This window comes from Micromonospora sp. CCTCC AA 2012012, assembly GCF_040499845.1.
GTDB classification, from domain to species: domain Bacteria; phylum Actinomycetota; class Actinomycetes; order Mycobacteriales; family Micromonosporaceae; genus Micromonospora; species Micromonospora mangrovi.
Window position 1 is genome coordinate 121962 of the sequence record NZ_CP159342.1, and the last position, 24110, is coordinate 146071.

Genomic DNA, 24110 nt, shown 5'->3' on the forward strand with positions numbered 1-24110 from the left:
AGGTGGTGGGTCAGATGGCGGGGCGGATCCGGGACGAGGACATCGCGCTGGTCCGTGAGCGCACCTCCATCGCCGAGGTCATCTCCGACACGGTCACCCTGAAGTCGGCCGGCGGCGGCAACCTCAAGGGCCTCTGCCCGTTCCACGACGAGAAGAGCCCGTCGTTCAACGTCTCGCCCGCCCGCAACGTCTGGTACTGCTTCGGCTGCGGGGCCGGCGGCGACGCGATCAAGTTCCTGATGGACGCCGAGCACCTGAGCTTCGTCGAGTCCGTCGAGCGGCTCGCCGACCGGGTCGGCATCCAGCTGCGGTACGTGGAGAACGACAACTCCGCCCCGCGTACCCGGCCGCAGCAGGGCCAGCGGCAGCGGCTGGTGGCCGCGCACGCCGCCGCGGTGGAGTTCTACCAGGCCCAGCTCGGCACGGCCGGCGCCCGCCCGGCCCGGGAGTTCCTCGCCCAGCGGGGCTTCGACCGGGCCGCCGCCGAACGCTACGGCTGCGGCTTCGCCCCGGACGCCTGGGACCTGCTCACCAAGCACCTGCGCCAGCAGGGCTTCACCCATGACGAGCTGGTCACCGGCGGGCTGTCCCGCCCGTCCCGCTCGGGCACCCTGATCGACCGGTTCCGGCGCCGGCTGATGTGGCCGATCCGCGACCTCGCCGGCGACGTGATCGGTTTCGGCGCCCGCAAGCTCTTCGCCGACGACGACGGCCCGAAATACCTGAACACCCCCGAGACGCCGATCTACAAGAAGTCGCACGTCCTCTACGGCATCGACCAGGCCAAGCGGGAGATCGCCAAGCAGGGCAAGGTGGTCGTCGTCGAGGGCTACACCGACGTGATGGCCTGCCACCTGGCGGGGGTGCCGACCGCCGTGGCGACCTGCGGCACGGCGTTCGGCGGCGACCACATCGGGGTGCTGCGCCGGCTGCTGCTGGACACCGACGCGGTGGCCGGCGAGATCATCTTCACCTTCGACGGGGACGCCGCCGGGCAGAAGGCCGCGCTGCGCGCCTTCGAGGACGACCAGCGCTTCGTGGGGCGTACCTTCATCGCGGTCAGCCCCGACAACATGGACCCGTGCGAGCTGCGGCTGGCCAAGGGTGACCTGGCCGTCCGCGACCTGGTCGCGCGCCGCGAACCGCTGGTCGACTTCGCGCTGCGCCACGTGATCAACCGCTACGACCTGGACACCGTCGACGGCCGGGTGGAGGCGATGCGCCGGGCCGCCCCGCTGGTCGCCAAGATCAAGGACCGGGAGAAGCGCCCGGAGTACGTCCGCAAGCTCGCCGGTGACCTCGGCATGGAGATCGAGCCGGTGCAGCGAGCCGTGCAGACGGCCGGGAACGGTCAGCCCGGCGCCGACGCCCCCGCCCTGCGCCGCGCCGCCCCGGCCCCGGCCGTGGACAGCCCGCAGTCGATGGTCGAGCGGGAGGCGCTGAAGCTCGCCCTCCAGGAACCGGTGCTGGCCGGGCCGATGTTCGACGCCGTGGAGGCCGACGCCTACCGCCATCCCGTCCACGTCGCCGTGCGGGCGGCGGTCGCGGCGGCCGGCGGCGCGGCGACCGCCACCGGGGGCGCGGTCTGGATCGAGCAGGTCCGCGACGCCTGCGAGGACCTCGCCGCCCGGGCGCTGGTCGGCGAGCTGGCCGTCGAACCGCTGCGGATCGACGGCGAACCCGACCCGCGCTACGTCTCGATCACCATGGCCCGCCTCCAGTGGGGCTCGGTCACCGCCCGGATCAAGGACCTCAAGTCGAAGGTCCAGCGGATCAACCCGGTCAGCAACAAGGACGAGTACTTCGCGCTCTTCGGGGAACTGCTCTCGCTGGAGCAGCACGCGCGGGCGCTGCGCGAGCAGGCCGCGGGAGGGCTGTGATGGGACTGTTCAACCGCCGGCCCAAGCTGCCGCCCGCCGCCCGGCCGCCGCTCGCGTCCGACGAGCGGGTGCTCGCCTGGGCCGCCGCCGGCAACGGCGAGGGCGACGGGGTGCTGGTCGCCAGCAACCTCGGGCTCTGGCTGCCCGGCCGGGCGCACCGGCTCGGCTGGCACGACCTGCTCAAGGCGGTCTGGTCCGGGCGCGAGCTGACCGTCACCCCGGCCGAGCGGGTCGCCGAGCGTGACGACTACCTGGTCGTCGCGGACTGCCCGGCCGAGACCTACCTGCTGCTCGACCCGGGTGAGTTGCCGCACCAGGTGCGGGCCCGGGTGACCCGTTCGGTGGCGTACACCGCGCACCACGCGGTGCCCGGCGGCGGCGGCCGGATCGCCGCCCGCCGGGTGCCCGGCGTCGACGGGCTGACCTGGACGGTCCGCTACGACCCGGGCACGCCCACCGACGACGAGGCGGTGACCGCGGAGACCGACCGGCTGGTCGCCGCCGCCCGCGCCGCCACCGCCCCCGTCGACGGCTGACCCTCAGCCGTTCCGGTAGTACCGGGCCGCGCCGGGGTGCAGCGGGATGGGATCGGTACGCGCCCCGCTCTCCCGGGTGAAGTTGCCCGCCTCCGGGTGCACCTTGACCAGGTCGCCCTGATAGGTGAAGAGCAGCCGGGTCAGGTCGTACGCGAGCTGGTCGGGCATGTCCGCGCTGACCAGGATCACGTTCGCCACGGTGACCGTCGGGGTGGAGGTGGCCGTGCCGTACACCTCCTTCGGCAGGGCCGCGGTGGTGTAGACCGAGCCGTACCGGGTGGTGAGCGGGTCGATCAGGTCGGCGACGGGCAGCAGCACGAACTCTCCCGGTGCGGTGGAGAGCAGGTCCTTGATGCCGGGCGTCGGCAGGCCGCCGGAGAAGAACATCGCGTCCAGGGTGCCCGCCCGCATCCGCTTCACCGTCTCCGGCAGCGACAGCGTGAACCGCCGGACGTCCCGGTCCGGGTCCATGCCGGAGGCGGTCAGCAGCCGACCGGCGATGATGTCGGTGCCGGACTTCGGCGAACCGGTGGAGATCCGCCTGCCGCGCAGCTCGGCGAAGTTCCTGATCTTCGCGTCGCTCCGGACGATCACGTGGGTGTAGTTGGTGTAGACCCGGGCCAGCGCCCGGACCGGCTGCGGGTGGCCGGCGAACGCGCCCCGCCCGGCCACCGCGTCCGCCGCCGTGTCGGCGAGGCTGAAACCGATCTCCATGTCGCCGCTGACCAACCGGTTGATGTTGTCCACCGACGCGCCGGTCGGCTCGGCCCGTGCCTCGTACCCGGGCAGGTGCCGGCTGATCACGTCCGCGTAGCCGCCGCCGAGCTGGTAGTACACGCCCGTGGTGTTGCCGGTGGCGAGGAAGATGCGGCCCTCGTGCCAGGCCCGCGGCCCTCGGTCCGGGGCACCGCAGCCGGCCGCCGCGAGGACGGCCACCAGCAGGGCGGCCAGCAGCCTCGGCGGGCGACGCGTCACGCCCGGACCGCCGGTTCCAGCGCCTCCGCCACCCGCTGGACCAGCATCGCCGTCTCGTAGCCGATCTGACCCAGGTCGCAGCCCGGCGCGGCGAGCACCCCGACCAGCGCGCGTTCGCCGACCGCCATCACCAGCAGCACCCCGCCGTCCATGTCGACGATCTGCTGGCGTACCCGACCGGCCGACATCAGCCGGGCGGCGCCGACGGTGAGGCTGGCCAGGCCGCTGATCACGGCGGCGAGCTGGTCCACCTGGTCGGTCGAGAGGTCGGGCGACGCGGCCAGCCGCAGCCCGTCGCCGGAGACCGCCAGGGCGTGCGACACGTCCGGTACCTGCTCGGCGAAGTTCGCCAGGAGCCAGTCGAGGCCGGTGCTGACGGAGGGGGTCATTCGGATCTCCCGTGTGGTGTGGTGTGCGGGGTACGACGCATCGCGGTGGCCACGCCCTCGGCGAGCGCGGACAACCGGGCCCGCACCACCTCCGGGTCGAGCAGGTCGTCGGCGGGCCGCGACGGTGGCATCTCGTGCAGCGGGGCGGGCAGTTGACCGCCCCGGGTACGACGGGGCAGACCGGCCGGGGTCACCGGAGCCGGTCCGGCCGCCGGGGCGGGCTCCGGCAGCCCGGCCACCCGGGCGGTGCCCCGGACCGTGCCGGTACGCGCCACCGGCGGCAGGGTGACGGTGGTCGCCCGGCGCAGGCTGTCCGGGTCCGGTGGGGTGGTGACCAGCTCCCGGGACGGTCCCGGCTCCGCCGACGGGCCGACGGCGGAGTCGGCACGGGGGTGGAACCAGGGAGCCGCCGCGGCGGTGACCGGACGGCGGGCGACCGGGGCGGGGCTGCGCGAGACCGAGTCGACCCGGGTCAGCACCGCCTCCGGCACCTCCACCTGGGCGACGGTGCCGCTGCCGGCGTGGTGCAGCTGCACCCGCACCCCGAGCCGGGCCGCCAGGTGCGCCACCACGTGCAGGCCCATGCTGCCGGCGGCGGCGCTGGAGAGCATGGCCGGCGCGGCCAGCCGCTCGTTGATCACGGTGAGCCGGCCCTCGCTGATGCCGATGCCCTGGTCGTGCACGCGCAGGGTGAGCCCGTCGACCGTACGACGACCGTCGACCAGCACCGGAGTGTGCGGGGGCGAGTAGAGGGTGGCGTTCTCCAGCAACTCGGCCAGCAGGTGCGCCAGGTTGCCCACCGCGCTGCCGTGCACCGCCGCCAGCGGCACGTCCACCTCCACCCGCAGGTACTCCTCGATCTCCGAGGCGGCGGCGCGGACCACGTCGGCGAGCAGGTGCGCGCCCTCGTGCCCGCGCCCCGGCTCGCCACCCGCCAGGACCAGCAGGTTCTCGCCGTTGCGCCGCATCCGGGCGGCCAGGTGGTCCAGCGCGAAGAGACGGGCCAGGGCGTCCGGGTCGGTCTCCTCCCGCTCGAACTCGTCGAGCAGCCGCAGCTGGCGGGTGATCAGCGTACGGATGCGGCGGGCCAGTGCCTCCGCCATCCGGGTCACGTCCATCCGCAGCTCGGCCTGCTCGCCGGCCAGCCGCAGCGCGGCCCGGTTCACCGTGTCGAACGCCTCGGCGACCTGGGCCACCTCGTCCCGGCCCCGTCGTATCCCGGCGGTCAGCCGGGTCGCGGAACCCTCGCCGGGGGTGCCCTCGCCGGCCGCGATCGCGGTGATCCGCTCCGGCAGTTCCCGGTGCGCCATGGTGAGCGCGGCGACCCGCAGCCGGCGCAGCCGTCGGCTGGTCCGCACCGCCAGCAGGATCGCGGTGGCCAGCGAGGCGAGCGCGATCGTGCTGGTCGCCCCGGCCGTGAGCAGAGCCCGCCGCCGGGCGGTACGCGCCAGCTCGGCGGCGTCCCGGTCGAGGTCCTCGGAGAGTTCCCGGCCGAGCAGGTTGTACCGGCGGATCGTCCCGCTCTGCGCGACGTACCAGGCGTCGGCGTCGGTCTTCAGCCCGGCCGGTGCGCTGTCGGCGGCGAGCGCGCCGGCACGCAGCCGCTCGGCGGTGGCCACGTCGGTCCCGGTCACCAGGCGGGACCAGGCGGCGGCCGCCGGCCCGCTGGCGATCCGGGAGAACTCGGCCTGCCGCTGTTCCCGGGCGCCCCGCAGCTCACCGAGCCGGGCCAGGTCCCCGTCGGCCAGCGTGCCCCGGATGAAGATCGCCCGGAGCCGGTCGCGTTCGAGGGCGGCCAGGTGCTCCTGCGCCGCCACCGCGGCGACCTCCCGGGCCCCGTTGGCCAGCCCGGCGTCGCGCAGCTGGGCCGGTAGCGCGTCCGCCACCGCCAGCAGCGACTCCACCATGGACCCGTACGCCGGGTCGGCGGTCTCGGCGACCAGCGCCAGGTTCCTGGTCGGGTCGAGCCGACCGAGCTGCCCGTCCGCCTCCTCCAGCACCCGGACCAGGTCCGGTGCCGCCCCGCGGGCCGCCCGGCTGGCCGAGCGGTACCGGTCGACGGCGGTGTCCACCCGCAGCCGCTGCGCGTCCACCAGCGGCCGGCCCGACGAGCCGCCCCGCTGGCGCAGGGCCGACGTCTCGCCGAGTTCCTGCTCCAGTTCGTGCACGAGGCGGACGGTGGCGGTGGCGGTGCCGGCCAGCACCCGGGCCCGGTCGGCGTCGGCGGACGCGTCGAGGGCGGTCCCGGTCTGGGGCGCGCCCAGCACGATCAGCCCGACGGTCGCCACCAGGATCGGGGCGAGCAGCTGGGTGCGTACCGATCGGAGCTGGTCGGTGGCGTCGTCGGGTCGGTGGTGCCGGCGTACGCGGGCGGGTGCGGGGAGCGGCACGGGGTCTCCCGGTGAGGGGTCGGGAGCGCCGGGCCCGGGGGTCTGCCGGGCCCGGCGCCGGTGGGTCAGCTCGCGCCGAGGTCCTGCAACGCCTTCGCCGCACCCCGGTGCAGCGGCACCGGGTCGGTCTTGCGGGCGTTCTCCAGGGCGATGCCCTTCGCGGCCGGGTTCGCCTGGGCCAGCGCGTCCTTCCTGTCGAAGACGGTCCGGGTGATCGCGCAGGCCACGTCGGCGTCCAGGTCCTTGCGGACCAGCAGCACGTTCGGCACCACGATGGTCGGGGTGTCCGCCGCCGTCCGGTAGACGTCCGCCTTGATCGTGCCGGCCTGGTAGGCCGGGTTCAGCTCGGTCATCTTGGGCAGCAGCGGGGTGATGTCGAGGAACTTCACCTTGTCGCCGGACGTGGTGAACAGGTCCGTCACCCCGCCGGTCGGGACGCCGCCGGACCAGAAGAAGCCGTCGATGCTGCCGTCCTTCATCCCGTCCACGGTCTTGGCCAGGTCCAGCCGCTGGGCCTGCACGTCCTTGGCCGGGTCGAGGCCGGCGGCGGTGAGCAGCCGGTTGGCGATGACCTCGGTACCGGACTTGGGGGAGCCGGTGGAGATCTTCTTGCCCTTCATGTCGGCGACCGAGGTGATCCCGGCGTCGGACCGGACGACGACCTGGGTGTAGTTGTCGTAGATCCGGGCGAGCGCCTCCACCGGCTGCGGCGCGGTGAAGCTGCCCTTGCCCTGCACGGCGTTGACGGCGGTGTCGAAGAGCGAGAAGGCGACGTCGTACTGGCCGCCGACGAGCTGCTCGATGTTCTGCACGGAGGCGCCGGTCTCGGCGGCGGTGCCGGTGAGCTTGCCGCCGGTGGCGCCGGAGAGCTGACCGGCCAGCGCGTTGCCGACGACGTAGTAGACGCCGGTGGCGTTGCCGGTGGCGATGCCGACCCGGGTCTCCTTGGTGACCTTGCAGGTGATCTCGCTGGCGGCGTCGTCCTTCGCCGCTCCGTCCTGACGGCCCCCGCATCCGGCGGCGCCGGCCGCGACGAGGGCCAGCGCACCCACGCCCGCGGCGATCCGCACGTTGATCCGTCTCACTGTGTCTCCTCCCCATGGTGCACCGGTTGTCCTGCCGACGGTCCGCCGGCACGGCCGGCGGATCCGCGTCGTACGAGCACACCCGCGACCATCACGGCGGCGGAGAGCACGCCGATGGTGACGGGCACGGGTTCCAGCCAGAGCAGCGTCACCCCGGCGAACGCGCCGAGCAGCCGCTCCGGCACGCCGGCCGGGCCGACGCCGGGCAGCCAGCCGCCCGCCGCAACGGCGAGCACGGCGACGCCGAGCGCCCCGACCGCCCCGGCGACCGCGATCCGGCCCGGGCCGCCGATGCCGAGCAGTCCCAGCCCGGCCGGGGTGATCACGAAGGCGATCGGGATCAGGTACGCGGGCAGCGCGTACCGCAGGGTCTGCCACATGGTCGGCACCAGCCGGCCGCCGGTCACCGCGGCGGCGGCCACGGCGGCGAGCGCGGTCGGCGGCGACACCTCGGAGAGCACCGCGAAGTAGAAGACGAACATGGCGGCGGCGGGCGCGGCGACGCCGAGGTTCAGCAGCGCCGGCCCGATGATCACCCAACCGATCACGAAGGACGCGGTGACCGGCACGGCCAGCCCGAGCAGGCTGAGCGCGACGGCGGCGAGGAGCGCGGTGAGCGCGAGCACCACCGCCGGTTCCGCGCTCACCGTCCGGGCCCCGCCGACCAGCAGCGCGGCGGCCTGCGGGCCGAGCCCGGTCTTCGTGGTCGTCGCGGTGATGATGCCCGCCGCCGCGCAGACCGCGCTCACCGCGAGCACCCCGCGTACGCCGTTGCCGAGCGCGGCGACCAGCCGGCGGGGCGTGAGCCGGTGCCGACGGTCCAGGAAGGACAGCGCGGCGGCGAGGACGGTGGCGATCACCACCGCCTTCGTCGCGGACGCACCGACGGCGAGCACCGCGATGATCACGATGAGCGAGAGGAAGTGGTAGCCGAAGCGGGCGAGCAGCCGCCACGCCGAGGCGGTCTCGATCACCACCGGGCGCACCCCGGAGCGCCGGGCGTCGATCTCCACCGAGAGCAGGATGCCCAGGTAGTAGAGGATCGTCGGGACGGTCGCCCAGCCGAGCACCTGGAGGTAGGAGACGCCGAGGTACTCGGCGATGATGAAGGCGGCGGCACCCAGGGTCGGCGGGGAGAGGATCGCGCCCACGCCGGCGGCGGCGAGCATCCCGCCGGCCCGCTCGGCCGGGTAGCCGGCGCGGCGCAGGATGGGCCAGGTGACCGCCCCGATGCTCACGGTCGTCGCGGCGCCCGAGCCGGAGACGGTGCCGAGCAGGAAGCCGGAGGCGACGGCGGTGCGGCCCGCGGCGGTCCGGGAGCGTCGGAAGGCGGCGGCGGAGAGTTCCACGAAGAACCGGCCGGCACCCGAGAGGTCGAGCACCGCGCCATAGATGGTGAAGAGCACGATGTACGACGCGGCGACGTCGAGCGGGGTGCCGTAGAAGCCGCTGTCGGAGTTGTAGAAGGCGTCGACGAGCTGGTCGAAGTCGAGCCCCGCGTGGGCCACCGGCCAGGACTGCGGCAGCAGCCCGCCGTAGTAGCCGTAGGCCAGGAAGAGCAGGCAGACCGCGGGCAGGATCCAGCCGGTGGTGCGCCGGCACGCCTCCAGCAGCAGGAGCAGCAGCGCCGTGCCCATCGCCACGTCCAGCGGGACCAGCAGCCCCTGCCGGTCGAGGAAGGCGTCGTACCCGCCGCCGCCGGAGCCGAGGGTCAGCGGGAGCACGGGATAGAGGCAGCTGACCAGGGCGGCGACGGCCAGGACCCAGTCGACCACGGTCGGCCCGGTCGGGCCGGCGCTGTCGGCGGGAGCCTCGGTGCGGGCCCGGCGGCGGGGGAGCGGCAGGTCCGCCGGGTACGCCAGGAACACCACCGGGAGCACCCCGGCCAGGAAAATGATCAGGTAGTACTTGCTGCCCTGGGCGAGCGGGAAGAAGACCTGCCAGAGCGCGAGCAGTGCGATCCCCACGGTCGCCGCGGTGACCACGACATCGACCGGTCCGGTGAGGACGCGCCCCGGCTTCTCGTCCTCGAAGCGGGCGGCGAGTTCATGCGGGTCGTGGTGCGGGTGGGCGGGTCCGTCGTCCGTCCCCGCGGGTGGTGAGGCCGCGGAGAGGCCGCCGGAGGAGCGAACGGATGACACGAGGGGGCACGATACGCGAATGACGTACACCACGGAACATTGCTGACCATGATTGCGCTAAGTCACGGAAATGCGGTCGCAATTACTCAGAGCACGATAATACTGAAACAATTTTCACAATGTTCTCGCTGGTTGGTGCGAGGTCCGCGGCTGCTCGACGGCGTCCGAAAACGGTCTGTCCACTATGGGGGATCTTGCCCGGTGGAAACGGGGGCGCGGCGGGTGTCCCGCCGGCCGGCGCGGGGATCACGATGAGTAGCGTGATAGCTCTGCGTAGTGCTCCTGGTGCCGTCCGCTCCGGTCGTTTATCGGTCGAAGGTGTCGGACCGGGCGGCTAGGGTCGGTCGGTGACCACAGCGCAACCACTCATCCAGGCCCGGGGGCTGGTGAAGCGGTTCGGCGACTTCACCGCCGTCGACGGCATCGACGTCGAGGTACGTCCCGGCGAGGCGTTCGGCTTCCTCGGGCCGAACGGCGCGGGCAAGTCCTCCACCATGCGGATGATCGGCTGCATCTCCCCGCCCACCGGCGGCGAGCTGCGCATCCTCGGCATGGACCCGGTCCGCCAGGGCACCGCCATCCGGGCCCGGCTGGGCGTCTGCCCCCAGCTGGACAACCTCGACCCCGAGCTGACCGTCCGGGAGAACCTGACCACCTACGCGCGCTACTTCGGCATCCCGCGTCGGGTCGCCCGGGAGCGGGCCGCCGAGCTGCTCGACTTCGTCCAGCTCACCGAGCGGGCCGACAGCAAGGTCGAGCCGCTCTCCGGCGGCATGAAACGCCGACTGACGATCGCCCGCTCGCTGGTCAACAACCCGGAGATCGTGCTGCTCGACGAGCCGACCACCGGCCTCGACCCGCAGGCCCGCCACCTGGTCTGGGAACGACTGTTCCGGCTCAAGCAGCAGGGCGTCACGCTGGTGCTCACCACGCACTACATGGACGAGGCCGAGCAGCTCTGCGACCGGCTCGTGGTGATGGACGGCGGCCGGATCGTCGCCGAGGGCTCGCCCCGTGCGCTGATCGAGGAGCACTCGACCCGCGAGGTGGTGGAGCTGCGCTTCACCGCCGAGTCGCAGGAGCCCTTCGCCGGCAAGCTCGACGGCCTGGGCGAGCGGGTCGAGGTGCTGCCGGACCGGATCCTGCTCTATGTCTCCGACGGGGACGCCGCGGTCGAGCAGGTCACCGCGCGCGGTCTGGCCCCGGCCAGCGTGCTGGTCCGGCGCAGCAGCCTGGAGGACGTCTTCCTGCACCTCACCGGCCGCACCCTGGTCGACTGATCCCTCGTGGCGCCGGTCCGGCGCCAGAGGCGCCGGACCGGCCGCGCGGTCAGTGGTGGTGCTGGTGGTCGGCGTGCGGCTGCTCCGGCCCGGTCGGGGTGCACCGTTCGGGCGGGATCTCCCGGACCACGGCCCGGTCCACCCAGTCCGTGGCCCCGGTGCGGTTGATCCGCACCTCGGCCCGGTCCGCCCGCAGGTCCAGCACGACCGCCTGCTCGCCCACCGGCACCGTCCCGCCGCCGAACGGTACGGCGCAGGTCGGCGGCGGACCCACCAGATGCACCCCGCCGCGCAGGAAGAAGTCGTCCAGCCAGCCCCGCGTCGGCGGGCCCTCCACGGTGCGGACCCGCAGCCAGGAGCCGCGTACCTCTTCCACGCGGGCGAGGGTGCCGTCGGGCACCTGCCCGACCTCGGCCGCGTCCGCCGCCGGCCGGTCCCGCAGCGCCACCCGCTCGACGGCGAGCAGGCCGTGGTCGTCCCGGCCGCTCACCAGCACGAGCCGGCCGTCCCCGGTGGCGGCCCGGGCCGGCGGCGCGGAGAGCGACCCGCCGCCGGTGGCCGCCGCCGTGCCGACCAGGGCCAGCAGCAGTGTCGCGCCGGCCAGGACACCCCGCATCCGGGGCGTCACGGGCAGGTCGTGGGGTTGGCGGTGCCCTTGGTGACGGCGGCGGAGATGGTGCCGCACCAGGTGCCCCCGTCGCCGGCACGGTGGAAGACCTTGTCGTACTGGGTGGAGCCGAGCGACCAGGAGTAGCTGTCGTAGACGGTCTCCACGCCACTGGCGATCTTCAGGAAGCGGACCGATTCGGCACCGGTGTTGTTGAGGAAGCCGCTCGGGATGTCCATCACCCAACGGCCGCCGGCCGGGATGGTGGTGCCGGCCGGGATCTGCCGGGGCGTACCGCCGCCACCGGCGACGTCGTCCACGTACAGGCCGCTGACGTCGACGGCGGAGGTGGTCGGGTTGTAGAGCTCCACCCACTCGGTGCCGGTGCCGGAGGGGGCCATCAGCACCTCGTTGACCTTCACCCGGGTCGGGTCCCCGCCGGTCCCGCCGCTGCCGCCGCCGGTCCGGGTGGTGTACGTGCGGCTACCCGCGTCGTACGTGACCGTGAAGCCGGCGCCGCCGCCGGTGGTGAAGAGGTGCACGGTCCCGTCGTGGTTGAACGTGCCGGAGTAGTTGATCGCCGCGCCGGTGGTGTCGGTGGTGTCGCACGGGTCGTTGGCGAGGTAGATGTCGGCGCCGACGGCCCGGAACGCGTCCAGGGTGCGGTTGCCCGGGTGGCCGTACGAGTTGGTGCCGCAGGAGATGAAGCCGACCTGCGGGGTGGTCGCCTTCAGGTAGGTGTCGGACGAGGAGTGCGCCGAACCGTGGTGGTTGGCGCGCAACGCGTTGACCGCACCCATCTTCGTGGCGAGCAGCGCCTCGATGTTGTTGTAGGTGTAGCCGTTGGCGCTGGTGGTCCACTCGCCGTCGCTGTCCCCGGCGGTGGCGTACACGAACGGCCCGAACGCGGTCCGGACGCCGATCGAGTAGTCGTTCTCGCTGGGCGGGCTGGCGTCGGCGGTGTGGTCGCCGCTGACCGTGGTCACCCCGTCCGCCTGCTTGATGTCCTTGCCGTTCGCCTCGACCACGGCCGAGGTGACCCCGGTGCCGAGGTCGAAGGTGGGCCACGCGGCGCTGTTGGTGATCCGCTGGACCTTGCCGGCGATGTTGGCCCGGTCGGCCTGCGCGGCGGGCCCGTACAGCCAGCACATCCAGCGGACGGCAGTGGTCGAGGTGGTCCCCGCGTTGTGGTACGCGACCTCGTTGCTCGGCGTGGTGGAGGTGCCCGGGTCGCAGTCGCCGTCACCGTTGGCGTCGGCCCAGACGCCGCCGTCGTGGTCGTAGAGGGCGCCGACGGTGAAGCCGAGGCCGCCGCTGGCGGTCGGGGCGAGCAGTTGGTAGAGGCCGTTGCCGTACTTCGTGGTGTCGTTGGGGTTGGCCGCGTAGCCGATGTGGTCCAGGTGGTGGTGGGAGGCCAGCACGTAGTCCAGGTGCACCGGTCCGGTGGCGACGCCGCAGATGCTGCGGATCTGCGCCGCCACCTTCGTCGCGTTGGTGTTCGTGGTGGAGTTGAAGGCGGTCTCGCCGAGGTCCACCAGCATGGTCCGGCCGGTCGGACCGACGATGAGCTGGGAGTCGCCCTGCTCCACATCGAACCAGTAGATGTTGAACTCGCCCTGCCGCCAGGTGCCGGCGGTGGAGCAGTGCGGGGCGTCGGCGACGGCGGCGGACGCGGCGGGCGGGGTGACGAGCGCGGCGGTGGCCGCGAGCAGAAGCCCCGCTGTCAGCAGCGGAACGGGACGGGGACGACGCACTGTTGGCCTCCGAGGTACCGGTGGGCGGCGCGCTGGTTCACGCCGGGACGGGACACTCGCAGTGACAGGCGTCGATAACGCGACTGTGGGGTTTCAGATCGGTAACGGCCGCGCGGCGATTCGCTCACCGGCCGCCCCCGGTGGACGGATCACCGGGCCCTCGCCCAGGTGACGAAGCGCTCGGTCAGCTCCTGTGCGGCGGCGCCGCCGTGCAGGGCGTCGAGTTCCACCGTGGCCTCGGCCAGGAGCGTGCCGAGGTGGATCAGCAGCGCGATGCGGTCCTCGCGATACTCGCCGAGCAGCGCCAGCCGGGCCGGGGAGCACGGCCACGCGGCTCCGCACACCCGGCACCGCCAGGACGGACGCGCCGCGACGTGCGGCCGGTAGCGGGGCATCAGCGGTCGTCCGCGCCGCTGCGCGGGCTCGGCAACCAGCGACCGCCGTTCGCCCGCCACTCCTGCGCCCGGGTCAGTCGGCCCGGGCGTCCCGGGCCGTCGACCGGGAAGACCTCCGTCGGGGCGGTCGCCCACGTCGGCCGTTCGTTCGGGGTACGCCGGGGCAGCGGCGCCGGGCGGTGGCAGCGCCAGAATCTGAGTCGCACGTGGTCCTCCGTCGCAGGTGGAATGGGGGCGTCGACGAACCTCGCGGTGCGTCGACGCCCCCGGCCTGGTTCCGCCCCCGTCGGTGTCCCGGGAGCGGTTCCGCTGCGTGACAGTCTGCTGAGCAGGCGACTACGGTGGGAGGTCCCGCGCGCCGACGACCAGCGCGTACGCCCTGCGACCCCACCCGGTACGACGATGTACGGAGGCTGTCCGTGGACCGCTCGTCCATGCTGGACCACTTCGCGGAGGAGCTACGCCTCGCGCGGGCCGGCAACGGCATGTCGCAGACGGCGCTGGCCGAGGCGCTGAGCTATTCGGGTGCCCTGGTCGCCAAGGTGGAGACCTGCGAACGCCGGCCGAGCCTCGACTTCGCCCGCCGCTGCGACACCGTCTTCAGGGCGGACGGCCGGTTCGAACGCATCCAGCGACGCATCAGCCGCGAGACCGTGGTGCCCTGGTTCCGCGACTGGGCCGGCATCGAGCAGGAAGCGACCGCGCTGCGCTGGTACGAGCCGATGTGCGTGCCCGGTCTGCTCCAGACCGAGGATTACGCCCGTGCGCTGCTGTCCGGCGGCGGGTTGTTCGGGGCGGACGAGATCGAGCAGCAGGTGACCACCCGGCTCGATCGTCAAGCCGTGCTCACCCGCGACCGGCCACCGCTGCTCAGTGTGGTCCTGGACGAGTACGTCCTGCGCCGTCGGATCGGCGGCGCCGAGTTGATGCGTGAGCAGTTGGGACATCTGGTGAAGCTGGGCTCCACGTTGCCGCGAGTCAGGATTCACGTCGTGCCGGCCTCAGCCGGCGCATATCCCGGCCTGGCCGGGCACTTCGTGATCGCCACCTCCCCGGCGGGAGAGGACGTCGCCTACCTCGAAGGGCAGCGCCACGGGCAGGCGGTCGACCGGCCCGAGTTCGTGCAGCAGATGGTCGAGGTGTGGGAGTCGATCCGCGGTGAGGCACTATCGCAGCAGCAGTCCCTCGACCTGATGACGGAGGTGGCGGAGACATGGACCTGACCGGCGCCCGCTGGCGCAAGAGCACCCGCAGCAGTGGCCAGGGCGGCGCCTGCGTCGAGGTGGCCGACAACCTGCCCGGCGCGGTCGCCGTACGCGATTCGAAGGACCCGCGCGGACCGGTGCTGACCTTCGGCCCCGACGCCTGGCGGGCCTTCGTCGCGGCAGTCGCCGCGGCACCGTCCCGGGGCTGAGGGCGGCCGTCAGCGGACCGGTCGGTAGCGGACGTTCACGACCGCGGTGGGCGCGCCGTCGCCGACCCGGTGGAGGCGGACCGGCACCCCGCCCGGGTTGTCGTAGAGGCGGATGCCGGCACCGAGCAGGACCGGTGCGACGTGCAGGTCGATCTCGTCGATCAGGCCCAGTTCGAGGAGCTGACGGCCGATGCTCGGCGAGAAGACCTCCAGGTTCCGGCCGCCGGCCGCCGCCAGCCCGATCCGCACCGCCTCGGCCGGCCCGCAGTTCAGGAACGTGACAGGAACGCCGACCGGCCGCCGGAGCCGGTGGAAACGCGACGACACGACCGGGTCGCCGGTCGTAGGGTGACCGACGGTCTGTCGTACCCCCGGGGTAGGAAGACCGTGGAGCGGGGGAGGTCGAGATGAGCGTGGCGGAGCGGGCCCGGCCGGCGTTGCCGCGGGTGCCGGCGCTGGCGGTGCTCGCGCACTACCTGACGGGCTACCGGCGCACCTGGCGGGCGAGCGTCTTCTCGTCGTTCCTGCTGCCGACGCTCACCGTGCTCGGCTTCGGGCTCGGCGTCGGTGCCTACGTGGACCAGGGCGTGGGCGGCGTGCGTTACCTGGACTGGCTGGTGCCGGGCCTGATCGCCTCGACCGCCCTCCAGGTGGCGATCGGCGAGTCGACCTGGCCGGTGCACAGCAACTTCCGCTGGATCAAGACCTACTTCGCGCAGGTCGCGGCCCCGCTGCGGGTCGGCGACATCGTTGCCGGCCACCTCGGCTTCGTGCTGTTCCGGGTGCTCACCAGCACGGCCGCGTTCCTGGTGGTGACCGCGCTGTTCGGGGCGCTGCGGTCACCGTGGGCGGTGGCCACCCTGCCGGTGGTGCTGCTGCTCTGCGTCGCGGTGACCCTGCCGACCTTCGCGTTCAGCGGGTGGGCGCCCAGCGACAGCTACCTCGCCCTGCTCTTCCGCTTCGCGGTGATCCCGATGACGCTCTTCGCCGGGGTGTTCTTCCCGGTCGAGTCGCTGCCGGTGGGGCTGCGCTGGCTGGCGTACGCGACCCCGCTCTGGCACGGCGTCGACCTGTGCCGGGCGGCGGCGCTCGGGGTGCCGCCGCAGTGGTCGGTCGTGGGCCACCTGCTCTATCTCACCGCCTGGGCCGTGGCCGGTTGGCTGCTGGCCCGGCACGTGTTCCGTCGCACGCTCGTCGTCTAGGGGAGGGATGTCGTGGTCGGTCTCGTCCTGCCCCGGCTGGTCAGCTTCGAGGGGGCGCCCCGGCGCTCGGCCTCGGTGGCCGAGCGCAACTTCACGTCGCTGCGCAGCGCGTACTGGCTGGTCTTCATCTCCGGTTTCTTCGAGCCGGTGCTCTATCTCTTCTCCATCGGCGTCGGGGTGGGCGCGCTGGTCGGTGACCTCACCCTCCCCGGCGGCCAGGTCGTCTCGTACGCCGCGTTCGTGGCCCCGGCGATGCTGGCCTCGTCGGCGATGACCGGCGCGCTGGCGGAGACCACCTTCAACTTCTTCGGCAAGATGAAGTACATGAAGCTGTACGACGGGATCATCGCGACCCCGGTGCAGCCGTTCGAGATCGCGCTCGGCGAGCTGGGCTGGGCGATGATCCGGGGCAGCCTCTATTCCGGGGCCTTCCTGGTGGTGATGGTCGTCATGGACCTGACCAGCGCGGGGCGGGCGCTGACCGCATTCCCGGCTGCGGTGCTGGTCGGCTTCGCCTTCGGCGCGCTCGGCATGGCCGTCTCCACCTTCATGCGCAGCTGGCAGGACTTCGACCTGATGGGCTCGGCCCAGTTCACCCTCTTCCTCTTCTCCGGCACCTTCGTTCCCGCCCAGGCCTATCCGGCGCTGCTGCGCTGGGTGGTCGAGGCGAGCCCGCTCTATCGGTCGGTGCACCTGATCCGGGGTGTCTCGATCGGCGCGGCCCACTGGTCGTGGCTGCTCGACGTGGCGTACCTGCTGCTCATGACGGCTCTGGGGCTTTTCGTGGCCTCCCGACGGATGGGACGTCTGCTGTACAAGTAGGTGGTTAACCGTCGGCTCCCGCGGGGCATGTCCAGGGGTGACGCCGACGACGAGGGAGGGGCGATGGCCTCCGACGAGACTTCCGCCCGTAGCGGGCACGACCGGGACTCCTCCGGTGCGGTCGATGCCCGGGACCGGGTGCACGTGCCGGCCGGTCGCGGACGTAACCGCGGCCCGGTCGGGCCGGACGAGGGGCCGGACAGCCCCACCGAGCTGCCGGGCAGCGGGTGGAAGGCGGCGCTGAAGCGCACGGTCAAGGAGTTCCAGGACGACAGCCTGACCGACTGGGCCGCCGCCCTCACCTACTACGGCGTGCTCTCCATCTTCCCCGGCATGCTGGTGCTGATCTCGGTGCTCGGCCTGCTCGGCACCAGTGCCACCGAAGGCGTCAAGGACACCGTCAACCAGGTGGTGCCCGAGGACAACATCAAGAAGATCATCGAGACCGCCATCGACCAGGCGGGTGCCTCCGGCGGGCTGGCCAGCATCGCCGCGATCATCGGTGTGCTCGCCGCGTTCTGGTCGGCCTCCGGCTACATCGCCGCCTTCATGCGCGCCTCGAACAGCATCTACGACGTGCCGGAGGGGCGACCCATCTGGAAGACCCTGCCGATCCGGCTCGGGGTGACCGCGCTGGTCGGCGTGCTGCTGCTGGCGGCCGCGGTGATCGTGGTCTTCACCGGCGGCCTGGCCGAGCAGGTCGGCAGCGCGATCGGCCTGGGCTCGACCGCGGTGACGGTGTGGAACATCGCCAAGTGGCCGGTGCTGCTGCTCCTGGTCAGCCTGATGTTCGCCATCCTCTACTGGGCGTCGCCGAACGCCCGGCACGGTGGGTTCCGCTGGGTCAGCCCGGGCGGCATCCTCGCCGTGGTGATCTGGCTGGTGATCTCCGGCCTCTTCGCCCTCTACGTCAGTAACTTCGCCTCCTACAACAAGACCTACGGGGCGCTGGCCGGTGTGATCGTCTTCCTGGTCTGGCTCTGGCTGAGCAACATCGCCATCCTGCTCGGCGCGGAGTTCGACGCCGAGCTGGAACGCGGCCGGGCGATCGAGGCCGGGCACTCGGCCGAGGAGGAGCCGTACGTCGAGCTGCGCGACGACCGCAAGCTCAAGAAGAAGCGCAACGCCGCCGGTCACTGACCGCGACCGTGTCCCGTCCGCCCCGCCGCGCCCGCGGCGGGGCGGACGCGTGTCCGGCGTCGGGACCGGGCGCGGCCGAACCCGGCGACGGCACCACGGTCCACCGACCGGCTCCGCGGGGTATGGTCAGCCATGGATGCCGACCGGCTCGGAGGCCGCCCCGGCCCGGCACCGGCAGGCGCCCGGGAGGCGCCGTGACCGTGACCGTCGCACCGACCGATCCGGCCGCGCTGCGTACCCGGTTCGACGCCGAACTGGCCGCGTTCCTGCGGGGGCGGGGTCCGGGTGTCCCGCACGACGTGCCGGAGGCGGTGCTGGCCGTCCTGCACCGGTTCGTGCTGACCGGGGGAAAGCGGCTGCGACCCCTCTTCTGCTACTGGGGCTGGCGCGGCACCGGTGCCCCGGACGGCGGCCCGATCATGGTCGCCGCGGCGGCGCTGGAGCTGTTCCACGCGTTCGCGCTGATCCACGACGACATCCTCGACCGCAGCGACCACCGCCGGGGCGAACCGTCGGTGCACCGGCTCTTCGCGGAGCTGCACGCCCGGTCGTCCTGGCGGGGCGACCCCGAGGCGTACGGGCGGAACAGCGCGCTGATCTGCGGGGACCTCTGCGCGATCTGGTCGGACCGGATGTTCCACGACTGCGGACTCCCCGCCGCGCAGCTGCGGCGGGGGCACGCGCTCTTCGCGCTGATGCGCGCCGAGGTGATCGCGGGGGAGTACCTGGACGTCCTCGCCGGCACCGCCACCGCCGAGGGGCACGGCAGCACCACCGACGGCGCGGTGGGCACCGCGCTGACGGTGATCCGGATGAAGTCGGCCCGCTACACGGTCACCCGACCGCTCCAGATCGGGGCCGCCCTGGCGGGCGCGGACCGGGCCGTGCTGCGGGCGCTGGCGGAGTTCGGTGACCCGCTCGGCGACGCCTTCCAGCTCCGCGACGACCTGCTCGGCGTCTTCGGTGACCCCGCCGTCACCGGCAAGTCCAACCTCGACGACCTGCGCGAGGGGAAGCCCACCGTGCTGCTGGCCCTGGCCCGGGCCGCCGCCGACCCGGCCCAGTCGGCCCGGCTGCGGGACCTCGTCGGCGATCCCGCGCTGGACGCGGCGGCCGCCGCCGAGCTGCGACAGGTGATCGAGGCGACCGGCGCCCGCCGGCGGATCGAGCGGATGATCCGGGTACGCGCCGAGGTGGCCCGTGCCGCGCTCGACCGGCTGCCGCTGGCCGAGCCGGCGCGGTCGGCGCTCGCCGTGCTCGCGGCCCGCGCGGTGCACCGCCGGCACTGACCTGCGCCACCGGCCCGGCCGGGTGCCGCTGACACCGCGACGCGCCGGGGCAGGTCGGACGTGCGCGGTCCTGGCTCAGGCGGCTGCCGTACCTTGACCGCATGGGACGCCTCGCGGACTGGCGTCGGGTCGCGCGGACGCACCCGACGGTCGCCGACGCGCTGCTGGCCACGGTGCTCTTCGCGGTCAGCCTGCTGCCGGTGAACCCGCCGGGCGGGCCGCCCCGGGACCCGCTCAGCCTCGGCGCGGTGCTGCTCGTCCTGATCGGCTGCGCCGCGGTGGCGGTGCGCCGCCGGTATCCGCTGCCGGTGCTCGGTGTGACGCTCACCGCTGTCGTGCTCGCCCTCCTCGGCCACCAGGCCCGCGGCCCCTTCGTGCTGACGGTGGGGATCGCCGCGTACACCGTCGCCACCCGCACCGACCGGCGCACCGGCGTCGCGGCCGGCGCGTTGAGCGCGCTGGTGCTCGGCGCGGCGGGCGCGGCCACCCTCGGCGTGTCCTGGTACGACCCGGCCGTGGTGGTGCTGCTGCTCTGGTTCGGTGTGGCGGTCGCCGTCGGCGACGCGGTACGTAGCCGGCGGGCGTACGTGGCGGTGCTGGAGGAGCGGGCCCGGCGGGCCGAGCAGACCCGTGAGGAGGAGGCCCGTCGCCGGGTCGCCGAGGAGCGGCTGCGCATCGCCCGGGAGCTGCACGACGTGGTGGCGCACCACATCGCGCTGATCAACGTGCAGGCCGGGGTGGCCGGGCACCTGCTGCGCGAGCAGCCCGACGCGGCGCAGGAGGCGCTCGGGCACGTCCGCTCGGCCAGCCGGACCGTCCTCGACGAGCTGGCCACCCTGCTCGGCGTGTTGCGGCGCGACGACGAGGCCGAGGCGCCCACCGAACCGGCGCCCAGCCTCAACCGGCTCGACGCGCTGATGGAGGGGTTCAGCACCGGGCAGCAGGTGCGCTGGACCGTGGCCGGGCAGCCCCGGCCGCTGCCCAGCGCCGTCGACGTGGCCGCGTACCGGATCATCCAGGAGAGCCTGACCAACGCGCACAAGCACGCGCCGGGCGCGGCCGTCGCGGTCCGCCTGCGCTACGACCCCGACGGCGTCACCATCGAGGTACGCGACGACGGCGCGCCCCGACCGGCGGAGGCACCCGCACCCGGGGCGGACCGACCGGCCGGTCAGCCCGTGGCACCCGAGGCCGCCGGATCACCGGCCGCAGCCGCTGTGCCGGGGTCCGGGCTCGGCCTGGTCGGCCTGCGGGAACGGGCCGGGACGGTGGGCGGTACGTTCTCCGCCGGACCGCGACCGGAGGGGGGCTGGCTGGTCCGGGCCGAGTTGCCCGCCCCCGAGGAGGAGGCCGAATGACGGTCCGGGTGCTGCTCGCCGACGACCAGAAGCTGCTGCGGGCCGGGTTCCGGATGCTGATCGACTCCGCGCCCGACCTGACCGTGGTCGGTGAGGCGGCGACCGGCCGGGAGGCCGTCGAACTGGCCCGCAGCACCCGCGCCGACGTGGTGCTGATGGACATCCGGATGCCCGACCTGGACGGCCTGGCCGCCACCGCCGAGATCACCGCCGACGAGGACCTGGCCGGCGTACGGGTGCTGATCCTGACCACCTTCGAGGTCGACGAGTACGTCTTCCAGGCGCTGCGCGCCGGGGCCAGCGGCTTCCTCGGCAAGGGGGTGGAGCCGGCCGAACTGCTCGACGCGATCCGTACCGTCGCGGCGGGGGAGGCGCTGCTGTCCCCGAAGGCCACCCGTGGGTTGATCGCCCGGTTCCTGGCGCAGCCGGAGCCGGACCGGCGGGCCACCCCCGAGCAGGTGCGGGTGCTCACCGAGCGGGAACGGGAGGTGGTGACGCTGGTCGCCGCCGGGCTGTCGAACGAGCAGATCGCCGAGCGGCTGGTGGTCTCCCCGCTGACCGCGAAGACGCACGTGAACCGGGCCATGATGAAGCTGGGGGCCCGGGACCGGGCCCAGCTCGTCGTCGTGGCGTACCAGAGCGGGTTGGTGCGGGTCGGGGAGCCGCCCGCGCGCTGACCCGGCCGACCGGCGCGGACCGGCGGATTCCGCGACGACGGCGGTAGTCGGGGCGCGTGCGTACCGCGGGCGCGGTACGCGCAGGTGTCCGCGGTCGGCCGACGCGACGGAGGGCGTACGCGGGCCACCGTTGAGCCCATGATTGACGTGACGCACCTGAGCAAGCGCTACGGCGACAAGGTCGCCGTCGACGACCTGACCTTCCGGGTGAGGCCGGGGATCGTCACCGGCTTCCTGGGCCCGAACGGCGCCGGCAAGTCCACCACCATGCGGATGATCCTCGGCCTGGACGCCCCCACCTCCGGCACGGTGACCGTCAACGGCCGCCGGTACGCCGACCACCGGGCCCCGCTGCGCGAGATCGGCGCGCTGCTGGAGGCGAAGGCGGTGCACACCGGCCGCTCGGCCCGCAACCACCTGCTCGCCCAGGCCGCCACCCACGGCATCGGCCGTCGGCGGGTCGACGAGGTGATCGACCTGGTCGGCCTGCACGAGGTGGCCGGCAAGCGGGCCGGCGGCTTCTCCCTCGGCATGGGTCAGCGGCTCGGCATCGCCGCCGCGCTGCTCGGCGACCCGGCGGTGGTCATGCTCGACGAGCCGGTCAACGGCCTCGACCCGGACGGCATCCGGTGGATCCGGGGGCTGCTGCGGGGGCTCGCCGCGCAGGGGCGGACGGTCTTCGTCTCGTCGCACCTGATGAGCGAGATGGCGCAGACCGCCGAGCACCTGATCGTGGTCGGCCGGGGCCGGCTGATCGCCGACGTCTCGCTCGCCGAGTTCACCCGGCAGGCGTCCCGCACAGGAGTCCGGGTCCGCTCGCCGCAGGCCGGCACGCTGCGGGAGCTGCTGGTCGGCGCGGACGTGGCGGTCACCTCCGGCGAGCCGGGCCTGCTGGAGGTGACCGGGCTGAGCCGGGAGCAGATCGGCGACCGGGCCGCCGCGGCCGGGCTCACCCTGCACGAGCTGACCGCCACCGAGGCCTCCCTGGAGGAGGCGTTCATGACCATGACCCGGGACGCCGTGGAATACCAGGGCGACCCCACCGGGCCCGTCCCGGCCGGAAGGAGCACCCGATGACCGCCACCACGCCCACCGCCACCGTTCCCGCCGACGCGCGGGTCACCTGGTGGCGGGTGGTCCGCGCGGAGTGGATCAAGTTCCGTTCGCTCCGCTCGTCGCTGATCATGCTGGCTGCCACGGTGGTCGTGTTCGTCGCGCTGGGTCTCGGCTTCTCCGCGTTCCTCGCCGACGCCACCATCGAGCCGGGCACCCCGGCACCGCCCGGCGGGCCCTCCTCGCTGGACCCGCTCGGCGCCAGCCTCGGCGGGGTCAACCTCGCCCAGTTGCTCATCGGCACGCTCGGCGTGCTGCTGGTGACGGGGGAGTACTCGACCGGAATGATCCGCTCCTCGCTGGCCGCCGTGCCGAGGCGCTGGCCGGTGCTGGCCGGCAAGGTGGCCGTGCTGGCGGGCGTCTCGCTGGCCGTGCTGGTGCCGACCGTGCTGCTGACCTTCCTCGGCGGGCAGGCCGTCCTCGGCGACAAGGGCATCTCCCTCGGCGACGACGGGGTGCTGCGCGCGGTGCTCGGCACCGCCGGTTACCTGACCGGGGTCGGCGTGCTCGGGATGGCGCTCGGCGCGCTGCTGCGCAACACGGCCGGGGCGCTGACCAGCGTGGTGGCGCTGCTGCTGGTGGTTCCCGGGGTGGTGTCGCTGCTGCCGGAGAGCTGGTCGGACACCATCGCCCCGTACCTGCCGTCGAACGCGGGGCAGGCGTTCATGTCGGTCTCGTCCAACCCGGACCTGCTCTCCCCGGGCGCGGGGCTGGCCGTGCTGGTCGGCTGGCTGGTGGTGCTCCTCGGCGCCGCCACGCTGACCCTGCGCCGCCGCGACGCCTGAGGCGTCGGCCGGGCGTACGACAGCGGGCCGGCCACCCGGAGGTGGCCGGCCCGCTCGGTCGTACGGATCAGAGGGTGCTGTTGTTGGTGCCCGTGCCGGACGGCTTGGGCCGCGGGGTCGTCGTGGCGGACGAACCGGCGGTCGAGCCGGTCGAGCTCGTGCTGGACGAGCCGGCCTTGGCGCCTACGGTGGCCGGGGTGCCGGCGAAGGGCTTGTCGGCCTCGGTCAGCTCCTTGCTGCCGTTGCCGGTGCCGAGCTTCTCACCGAGCTTGCTCTGCCCCAGCTTGTCCTTGCCCTCGCTGTAGAGCCGGTTCGCCTGGGCCTGCGCGACCCCCGCCGCCTCCTGGACGGTCGGGTGGTCGAGCACCTTGCGGCCCCGGACCACCAGCTCCTCGTACTTCTCCCGACCGGCACGGGCGCCCAGGACGAATCCCGCAGCCAGCCCGCCAAGAAACATGATCTTTCCGCGCATGGCGGCTCCTCTCGTACCTGACGCGCTGCCGTTCCCGATCGGGAGCGGCCAACTCGCGCCTACGTTCTCTGTCGGCGGCTAACTACCCATCCTGCTCCGCGCTCATGCCTCCCTGCGCCGAGATGACGAATTGTCCGTATTTGAGATGCCCTCGCCGGGGCGATGGGGACGGGGGCGGCGATGCGGTAACCCCCTGGCGCAGAACCCCCCGCGGTCCTGTACTCTTGTCCCGTCGCCACGGCGCGGAGAGATCCGGACCGGGGCGGTGCACGATCCCCTGTAGCTCAATTGGCAGAGCAGCCGGCTGTTAACCGGCAGGTTATTGGTTCGAGTCCAATCGGGGGAGCTCAGCTCGCACAGTGCGCCCGTCGGCCCCGCCGGCGGGCGTTTCTCGTCGTGCCCACTC

24 protein-coding genes and 1 tRNA gene are annotated in these 24110 nt (G+C 73.4%); 14 read left to right on the forward strand and 11 right to left on the reverse strand.

What is annotated here, in order from left to right:
• Nucleotides 1–14 precede the first annotated feature (14 nt).
• Nucleotides 15–1880: a DNA primase gene (gene dnaG / locus ABUL08_RS00605; RefSeq protein ID WP_350933642.1), complete on the forward strand. Its 1866-nt coding sequence runs from the start codon at nucleotides 15–17 to the stop codon at nucleotides 1878–1880.
• The gene (locus ABUL08_RS00610; protein WP_350933644.1) at nucleotides 1880–2416 is read left to right on the forward strand and encodes a hypothetical protein; all 537 of its coding nucleotides are present in this window, start codon (nucleotides 1880–1882) and stop codon (nucleotides 2414–2416) included. The genes dnaG and ABUL08_RS00610 overlap by 1 nt, the downstream gene beginning before the upstream one ends.
• A gap of 3 nt (nucleotides 2417–2419) precedes the next feature.
• Here ABUL08_RS00610 and ABUL08_RS00615 read toward each other — a convergent pair whose 3' ends face one another.
• The 5 genes from ABUL08_RS00615 to ABUL08_RS00635 all read right to left on the reverse strand — a co-directional run bounded on the left by ABUL08_RS00615 (nucleotide 2420) and on the right by ABUL08_RS00635 (nucleotide 9396).
• Nucleotides 2420–3391, reverse strand: coding sequence for a TAXI family TRAP transporter solute-binding subunit (locus ABUL08_RS00615; RefSeq protein ID WP_350933645.1), 972 nt, complete (start codon nucleotides 3389–3391; stop codon nucleotides 2420–2422).
• Nucleotides 3388–3780 (reverse strand): roadblock/LC7 domain-containing protein, encoded by a 393-nt coding sequence (locus ABUL08_RS00620; protein WP_242793526.1) that lies wholly within the window; start codon nucleotides 3778–3780, stop codon nucleotides 3388–3390. Before ABUL08_RS00620 ends, ABUL08_RS00615 begins: the two co-directional genes overlap by 4 nt.
• On the reverse strand, nucleotides 3777–6170 hold the full coding sequence (locus tag ABUL08_RS00625; RefSeq protein WP_350933646.1) for a sensor histidine kinase: 2394 nt from the start codon (nucleotides 6168–6170) through the stop codon (nucleotides 3777–3779). The genes ABUL08_RS00620 and ABUL08_RS00625 overlap by 4 nt, the downstream gene beginning before the upstream one ends.
• A gap of 65 nt (nucleotides 6171–6235) precedes the next feature.
• Nucleotides 6236–7255, reverse strand: a complete 1020-nt coding sequence (locus ABUL08_RS00630; protein WP_350933647.1) for a TAXI family TRAP transporter solute-binding subunit — start codon at nucleotides 7253–7255, stop codon at nucleotides 6236–6238.
• The gene (locus ABUL08_RS00635) at nucleotides 7252–9396 is read right to left on the reverse strand and encodes a TRAP transporter permease (protein WP_350933648.1); all 2145 of its coding nucleotides are present in this window, start codon (nucleotides 9394–9396) and stop codon (nucleotides 7252–7254) included. Before ABUL08_RS00635 ends, ABUL08_RS00630 begins: the two co-directional genes overlap by 4 nt.
• Before the next feature lie 347 nt (nucleotides 9397–9743).
• Here ABUL08_RS00635 and ABUL08_RS00640 point away from each other — a divergent pair, with 347 nt between their 5' ends.
• Nucleotides 9744–10676 carry an ABC transporter ATP-binding protein gene (locus ABUL08_RS00640; RefSeq protein WP_350933649.1) on the forward strand — a complete coding sequence of 311 codons (933 nt, stop codon included), beginning with the start codon at nucleotides 9744–9746 and terminating at the stop codon, nucleotides 10674–10676.
• A gap of 49 nt (nucleotides 10677–10725) precedes the next feature.
• On the opposite strand, the gene ABUL08_RS00645 is transcribed toward ABUL08_RS00640, so the two are convergent.
• The 4 genes from ABUL08_RS00645 to ABUL08_RS00660 form a co-directional block, all read right to left on the reverse strand.
• Nucleotides 10726–11304, reverse strand: a complete 579-nt coding sequence (locus tag ABUL08_RS00645; RefSeq protein ID WP_350933650.1) for an SH3 domain-containing protein — start codon at nucleotides 11302–11304, stop codon at nucleotides 10726–10728.
• Nucleotides 11301–13037 (reverse strand): lamin tail domain-containing protein, encoded by a 1737-nt coding sequence (locus ABUL08_RS00650; RefSeq protein ID WP_350933651.1) that lies wholly within the window; start codon nucleotides 13035–13037, stop codon nucleotides 11301–11303. The genes ABUL08_RS00645 and ABUL08_RS00650 overlap by 4 nt, the downstream gene beginning before the upstream one ends.
• A gap of 149 nt (nucleotides 13038–13186) precedes the next feature.
• Complete coding sequence (locus ABUL08_RS00655; protein ID WP_350933652.1) at nucleotides 13187–13432, reverse strand: flavin reductase; 246 nt, start codon at nucleotides 13430–13432, stop codon at nucleotides 13187–13189.
• On the reverse strand, nucleotides 13432–13638 hold the full coding sequence (locus tag ABUL08_RS00660; RefSeq protein WP_350933654.1) for a hypothetical protein: 207 nt from the start codon (nucleotides 13636–13638) through the stop codon (nucleotides 13432–13434). The genes ABUL08_RS00655 and ABUL08_RS00660 overlap by 1 nt, the downstream gene beginning before the upstream one ends.
• 213 nt (nucleotides 13639–13851) lie before the next feature.
• Here ABUL08_RS00660 and ABUL08_RS00665 point away from each other — a divergent pair, with 213 nt between their 5' ends.
• Complete coding sequence (locus tag ABUL08_RS00665; RefSeq protein WP_350933655.1) at nucleotides 13852–14655, forward strand: helix-turn-helix domain-containing protein; 804 nt, start codon at nucleotides 13852–13854, stop codon at nucleotides 14653–14655.
• Entirely contained in the window at nucleotides 14646–14846 is a 201-nt protein-coding gene (locus tag ABUL08_RS00670) for a DUF397 domain-containing protein (protein ID WP_350933656.1), read from the forward strand. Before ABUL08_RS00665 ends, ABUL08_RS00670 begins: the two co-directional genes overlap by 10 nt.
• A 9-nt stretch (nucleotides 14847–14855) precedes the next feature.
• Here ABUL08_RS00670 and ABUL08_RS00675 read toward each other — a convergent pair whose 3' ends face one another.
• Nucleotides 14856–15173: a dihydrofolate reductase family protein gene (locus ABUL08_RS00675; protein ID WP_350933658.1), complete on the reverse strand. Its 318-nt coding sequence runs from the start codon at nucleotides 15171–15173 to the stop codon at nucleotides 14856–14858.
• An 80-nt stretch (nucleotides 15174–15253) separates the two neighbouring features.
• Here ABUL08_RS00675 and ABUL08_RS00680 point away from each other — a divergent pair, with 80 nt between their 5' ends.
• The 8 genes from ABUL08_RS00680 (at nucleotide 15254) to ABUL08_RS00715 (ending at nucleotide 23232) form a co-directional block, all read left to right on the forward strand.
• Nucleotides 15254–16048: an ABC transporter permease gene (locus tag ABUL08_RS00680; protein WP_350933659.1), complete on the forward strand. Its 795-nt coding sequence runs from the start codon at nucleotides 15254–15256 to the stop codon at nucleotides 16046–16048.
• 12 nt (nucleotides 16049–16060) lie between these two features.
• Entirely contained in the window at nucleotides 16061–16870 is an 810-nt protein-coding gene (locus ABUL08_RS00685; protein ID WP_350933660.1) for an ABC transporter permease, read from the forward strand.
• Nucleotides 16871–16933: 63 nt separating this feature from the next.
• Nucleotides 16934–18010, forward strand: a complete 1077-nt coding sequence (locus ABUL08_RS00690) for a YihY/virulence factor BrkB family protein (RefSeq protein ID WP_350933661.1) — start codon at nucleotides 16934–16936, stop codon at nucleotides 18008–18010.
• A 194-nt stretch (nucleotides 18011–18204) separates the two neighbouring features.
• A complete protein-coding gene (locus ABUL08_RS00695) occupies nucleotides 18205–19299 on the forward strand; it encodes a polyprenyl synthetase family protein (RefSeq protein ID WP_350933662.1) in 1095 nt (364 codons plus the stop codon).
• A gap of 101 nt (nucleotides 19300–19400) precedes the next feature.
• On the forward strand, nucleotides 19401–20657 hold the full coding sequence (locus tag ABUL08_RS00700) for a sensor histidine kinase (protein ID WP_350933663.1): 1257 nt from the start codon (nucleotides 19401–19403) through the stop codon (nucleotides 20655–20657).
• Entirely contained in the window at nucleotides 20654–21334 is a 681-nt protein-coding gene (locus ABUL08_RS00705; RefSeq protein ID WP_350933664.1) for a response regulator transcription factor, read from the forward strand. Before ABUL08_RS00700 ends, ABUL08_RS00705 begins: the two co-directional genes overlap by 4 nt.
• Nucleotides 21335–21472: 138 nt before the next feature.
• A complete protein-coding gene (locus ABUL08_RS00710; protein ID WP_350933665.1) occupies nucleotides 21473–22411 on the forward strand; it encodes an ABC transporter ATP-binding protein in 939 nt (312 codons plus the stop codon).
• Nucleotides 22408–23232, forward strand: coding sequence for an ABC transporter permease (locus ABUL08_RS00715; RefSeq protein ID WP_350933666.1), 825 nt, complete (start codon nucleotides 22408–22410; stop codon nucleotides 23230–23232). Before ABUL08_RS00710 ends, ABUL08_RS00715 begins: the two co-directional genes overlap by 4 nt.
• Before the next feature lie 67 nt (nucleotides 23233–23299).
• On the opposite strand, the gene ABUL08_RS00720 is transcribed toward ABUL08_RS00715, so the two are convergent.
• Complete coding sequence (locus ABUL08_RS00720) at nucleotides 23300–23704, reverse strand: hypothetical protein (protein WP_350933668.1); 405 nt, start codon at nucleotides 23702–23704, stop codon at nucleotides 23300–23302.
• Between the two features lie 273 nt (nucleotides 23705–23977).
• On the opposite strand from ABUL08_RS00720, the gene ABUL08_RS00725 reads away from it, so the two are divergent.
• A tRNA-Asn gene (locus ABUL08_RS00725) sits at nucleotides 23978–24050 on the forward strand.
• The last annotated feature ends 60 nt before the right edge of the window (nucleotides 24051–24110 follow it).